This is a genomic window from bacterium (assembly GCA_030655055.1).
Taxonomy (GTDB): Bacteria; Edwardsbacteria; AC1; order AC1; family EtOH8; genus UBA5202.
Window position 1 is genome coordinate 1 of record JAURWH010000102.1, and the last position, 5304, is coordinate 5304.

The window sequence follows — 5304 nt, forward strand, 5'->3', positions numbered from 1 at the left end:
GGGTGGTCCCCAACCGGATCCCCACCGTGGACGAACTGAACCTTCCCATCGTCTGCAAAAACCTGGCCATGCGCCCCCGGGGCCTGATACTGGTGACCGGCCCGGCCGGCTGCGGAAAGTCCACCACCATCGCCGCCATGGTGGAGACCCGCAACGCCAACCAGGACTGTCACATCGTCACCATCGAGGATCCCATCGAGTTCATCTACCAGGACAAGAAGGCCGAGATCAACCAGCGGGAGGTGGGCAAGGACACCCACAGCTTCACCAATGCATTAAAGAGCGTGCTGCGCCAGGATCCCGACATGATAGTGATCGGCGAGATGCGCGACCTGGAGACCATCCAACTGGCCATCACCGCGGCCGAGACCGGGCACCTGGTGCTTTCCACCCTGCACACCACCGATTCCATGCAGACCATCGACCGGATAGTGGAGGTCTTCCCGCCCCATCAGCAGGCCCAGGTCCGGATGCAGATCTCCGGCAACCTGCTGGCGGTGCTTTCCCAGGTGCTGCCCCAGCGGGCCGACGGCAAGGGCCGGATAGTGGCATACGAACTGATGCTGATCAACAGCGCCATCCGCAACCTGATCCGCGAGGGCAAGACCAGCCAGATCCCCTCGGCCATCCAGATGGGCACCAAGCAGGGCATGATGCCTTTGAACCATTCCCTGGCCGACCTGGTGCGCAAGCGGCTGATCACTTTGGACGAGGCTTTGATCCATACCGACAGCCCCGATGACCTGAAGAACAACCTGGCCCGGGCGGCGGCCCCTGTTCCCCCGGGGAAATAAGCTTCCGGACAAAACTGTTCCCGTAATCAGGGCACAATTACCAAGGTCGGATCTTCCGGCCTTTTGCTTTTTATTGTCTAACCACTCCTTTCCGGGATAGACAGGATTAACATGATTTCACGGGATTCATTCCCAAACAAATAGAAAAATACCGTAGCTACTTATCAAGGTTATCTTTGTTTTAGTGATATTAGGATGTGCCTTAAATGCATAGATAATCAAATGCTTTTAAATTATTATCTAATCAGCTCAGGAGACATGGGGAACAATAGGCGCCAACCCCGGTTGTCGCGTTAAAACGATCAGTGAGCATCGCAGTTGATGGCGGAAAAAGCTTGTCTGCATGTTTGAGGGCTGGGCCAAAGCCCGAGTTCAGACAAGCCCGCCGGCAACGAGAAGCGCAACGGCGGGCCCGCTGAAGCCTTGGCGTAAGCGTGGCCCGGAGAGTTTTAAGCGACGAGCTTTTTCTTTTGGTTCTTTTCTGTTTGGCGGTGCAAAAAGAAAAGAACATAATTGAGCAATATCTACGTTATTGCCAAACCTGTGTAATCTTTCTTCTTTTCCTGAGCAAGTTAGATAAGCATTAATATTATTTGACTTCCGGTTTTTTCCTTTTTAGAAGCAAACTCTCTCACCCCTGCCTGCCTCTTTCCCGGTTCCTCGTTCCAATTTCCAATTTAACTATTTCCTATTTATTGATTTATTTACTTCCTATTTATTTAATGAAGCCTTCCCGCTATAATCACCTTATCCGCCGCCGGAGCCGGCCCCAGATGCTTTACAACTGCGTCCGCCGGAGTTTTTTGCCCCTGGACCAGGTGCAGGCGGCCATCTACGGCGGCCTGCAGATGCCCATCACCCGCAACCTGATGAATTTCAAGGACCCGGCGGTGGAGCAGACCATGCAGCTGCTGACTGACGGGGGCTTCCTGGCCGAGGAGCAGGCCGACGAGATGCAGGAGCTGGAGCTGGCCTCCAATCTTTTCCGCTTCTCCCCCAGCCGGCTTGACCTGTGGATAGGCCTGACCACCCGCTGCGACCAGAACTGCCCCGGCTGTCCTTACCGGGATAAGCCCCAGGACCTGGGTCCCCGGGCGGTGGAAGCTATCAAGTCCCTGGTGCTGGAGCGCCCCGGGCTTAAGGAACTTTCGGTGACCTTTTGGGGAGGCGAGCCGGCCCTGGCCTGGCCCCTGGCTTTGGATCTTAAGCAATGGCTGGATGAAGCCTGCCGCAAACTGAACGCCCGGGCGGTTTACAATGTGATCACCAACGGCGGCCCCGGCCATCTGCCGGTTATGGTCAAGGACAAGCAGAACCGGCCGGATCTGCTGTACATCAACCTGGGATCGGGTGAAACGGTGAATGACCCCTCGCTCCGGACAGTTTACCTGACCGGCCTGGCCGGGCTGGGGGAAAGCCGGAACAAACTGCTCCCTGCGGCGGCGATCAAAGTGATCCCCGGAAAACCTTCGGAAAAGCTCTGCCGCAACCTGGCCGGGTTCTGCCAGAGCGCCCCCCGGTTCAGCGATGATGAAACGGACGTCCTTAAGGGTCTGGTGAATTCGGGGTTTGAGATCCTTAACCTGCCCCGGCCCAAGCCGGTCTGCTGCCAGGCCGCCGACCCCCAGAGTTTCATCGTGGATCCGGAGGGGAACATTTACAAATGCTGGAATGACGTGGGACGGCCGGAGAACCGGATCAATGAAAAGATGAATGATCCCTTTTCCCCGCAGTTGTTCAAATGGATGGCCTGGAACCCTTACCGCCAGCAGCACTGCCGGATCTGCGGACTGCTGCCCTGGTGCCTGGGCGGCTGCCTGGCCCAGCCCCCCGACGAGGACTGCGGTCTTTGGCATTACTCCCGGAGCGATATTTTGAAACTGCTGGCCCTGGAACATGAAAAAAGGACGAAGTGAAAACTTCGTCCTTTTTGTTGCGGGAAACTGATGCCGTTATTTCTCCCCGGCCCGGGCCATCAGGGTCAGGTAGGTCTTGGCCCTCAAATTGCCGGGATCCTTGGCCAGACAGACCTGCCACTGTTTGCGGGCCTTATCCCTCTGCCCGTTCTTCAAATAAGCCACCCCCAGGAAGATGATGGCCTCGATGTAATCGGGATGGGATCTGGTCAGCGTCTCCAGTTCCTCGATGGCCATGTAATACTGCTCCAGGTTCAGGTGGGTCTTGGCCAGCTTTAAGCGGACATCGTGGTGGTGGGGATTGAGCTTCAGCGCCTTTTGGTATTCCTCGGCCCCTTCGTTATTGTACCCGATGTCGCAGTAGGTGTCCCCCAGTCCGGCATGGGCCGAGGACAGCTTGTTGCGGATGCCGGTGGTCATTCCTCCCTTGATGTCCTCGGCCTCGGTGGCCTGGCTGAAAAAGGAGACCGCCTCTTCGTAACGTCCCAGCTCGTTCAGGGTGATGGCTATGTTCAGGTGGGCCTCCACGTACCGGGGATTGAGCCTGATGGCCTGCTTGAAGGTCTTGATGGCTTGTTCGTATTCCCCGTTAAGGTGGTAGGCCAGGCCCAGATGGTTGTACAGGTCGGCAAAATTGGGCGTGGCCTTGATGGCTTTTTTAAATTCCTGCACGGCCTCGCCGAACCGTCCCTTGGAATAGAGTTCGTGGCCCTGCTGGCCGTGCCTTTCGCTTTCAAAGCCCATTTTCTTTTCCTTTTTATTGATGGCCGGATGCAATAACGATACAAAATCTGCGGTTAAAAGTCAAGGGGAATCATCTCCGATTATGCCAGCTCCACCGCCAGGCCGTCGGCCAGCAGCAAGCCCTGGGGCGTAAGGCGCAAAGTTCTGCCGTCCCAGTCCGCCCAGCCCTGCTCCTTCCAGCGGAGCCAGACCTGCGGCTTGTGCTCCAGCGGGGATTTCCCGAATCTGCGCTTATAACTTTTTATCTCTATCCCCGCAGCCATCCGCAAGCCCAGGAACAGGGCCTCGAACCTCTGCTGTTCCGGAGAAATGGTCTCCCGGAAATCGGCCGGGCTTTTGCCGCCGTTCACCGACCGGACGTACCGTTCGATGTTCTTTACGTTGCTCCATCTTTTATCGCCCCGGTGCGAATGGGCCCCGGCCCCGAAGCCCAGATAGTCCCCGGCCCGCCAGTAATTGATGTTGTGCTGGGAACAATATCCTTTTTGGGCAAAGTTGGAGATCTCGTAGCGCTTAAGCCCGGCCCGGTCAAGCCTGTCGACGGCCTCCAGGTACATGTCGGCCTCGGTGTCTTCCCCGCATGGTATTATTTTGCCTTCTGCCTTCTGCCTTCTGAATTCGGTATTCTCCTCGTAGGTCAGCGAATAAAGCGACAGGTGCCGGGGGTCAAGCGAAAGCGCCTTTGCCAGGTCCTTTTTCCAGTCGTTTAATGACTGTCCCGGCAGGGCGTAGATCAGGTCCAGGTTGATGTTGGCAAAGCCGGCTTTGGCCCCCAACTCAAAAGCTTTGACTGCCTGCCGGGCGGTGTGCACCCGGCCTATCTGCTTCAACCGGTCATCGTTGAATGACTGCACCCCCAGGCTCAGCCGGTTGAATCCCATTTCCCGCAGGGCTTTCAGTTTTTCCAGGGAAACGGTTCCGGGATTGGCCTCTATGGTCAGTTCGGCCTCCGGAGCCCAGGGCCGCAGGGCATTAACCATGGTTTCGATCAGCCGGGCCGGCGCGATGGTGGGGGTGCCCCCGCCGGCATAGATAGTCTTTATGCTTTTGATCTCCGTCCTTCGGCCGTCGATCTCCCGGGCCAGCGCCTGAAAATAATTTTTTAGCTCGGCCGGCTGTTCCAGCGGCTTGGAATTGAACCCGCAGTAGTGGCACTTGGCCCGGCAGAAGGGTATATGGATGTAAACTGAGTTCATCTGGTTGTTCCGGTTTGTGATTGAATGATCGGCAGCATTACCTTATAACATTTTGCCCCAAAAGTCAAACAATTTCAGGACCTGTAAAATATCTCCCATCCCGGGCTGATATCCCTTGACTTTTGGCCTGAAATTTGACATCATTAAAATATGTCCAAGTTTATTTCTACCATAATACTATTGCTGACGGTCTGTTCCCCGGCAATCGGCCAGAACCAGCCGGCAGCAGATGTTCCGGCCGGTGAGGGTTTTGATCTCATCACCATCCTTTCCCCCCTGCCGGATTCCCTGCTGCCCTTGGACGAGCCGTTGGAGATCTCCCTGCTGCTTTCGGGTCTGCAGGAATATTCCCTGGTCCTGCTGCTGGATGGCCAGGACATCACCGCCAGGGCCCAGATCACCGGTGACTACCTTTACTATCTCTCGGATTTTGCCCCCCGGCCCGGGCCGCATCAAATAAGATTGACGGCACTGGGCGGGCAGGATACCGTTTTTTCATACGCCTGGATGTTTACCGCCCCCCAGACCTTGTCCGTTCCGGAAGATGCCTGGCCCTGGGAGGCCTGGGCCAGCCTGGGCTGGCAGTACTCTGACTGCAGCGCCGACACCGCCGGACTGGGCCTTTCCTACCCGACCGGGTTTCTGCCCAGGGCC

At 56.8% G+C, this 5304-nt stretch carries 5 protein-coding genes; 3 read left to right on the top strand and 2 right to left on the bottom strand.

Features of this window, described 5'->3' with window-relative positions; translation table 11 throughout:
- Nucleotides 1-794 (top strand): PilT/PilU family type 4a pilus ATPase (locus tag Q7U71_04570; GenBank protein MDO9391032.1); only part of this gene is annotated, 794 nt, incomplete at its 5' end.
- A 773-nt stretch (nt 795-1567) separates the two neighbouring features.
- The gene (locus tag Q7U71_04575) at nt 1568-2710 is read left to right on the top strand and encodes an SPASM domain-containing protein (protein ID MDO9391033.1); all 1143 of its coding nucleotides are present in this window, start codon (nt 1568-1570) and stop codon (nt 2708-2710) included.
- A 36-nt stretch (nt 2711-2746) separates the two neighbouring features.
- On the opposite strand, the gene Q7U71_04580 is transcribed toward Q7U71_04575, so the two are convergent.
- Both Q7U71_04580 and hemW read right to left on the bottom strand, forming a co-directional pair.
- Nucleotides 2747-3454, bottom strand: a complete 708-nt coding sequence (locus tag Q7U71_04580) for a tetratricopeptide repeat protein (GenBank protein ID MDO9391034.1) — start codon at nt 3452-3454, stop codon at nt 2747-2749.
- Nucleotides 3455-3534: 80 nt separating this feature from the next.
- Nucleotides 3535-4650 carry a radical SAM family heme chaperone HemW gene (gene hemW / locus Q7U71_04585; GenBank protein ID MDO9391035.1) on the bottom strand — a complete coding sequence of 372 codons (1116 nt, stop codon included), beginning with the start codon at nt 4648-4650 and terminating at the stop codon, nt 3535-3537.
- Nucleotides 4651-4800: 150 nt separating this feature from the next.
- Here hemW and Q7U71_04590 point away from each other — a divergent pair.
- The coding region (locus tag Q7U71_04590; GenBank protein ID MDO9391036.1) for a hypothetical protein at nt 4801-5304 on the top strand (504 nt) is incomplete at its 3' end.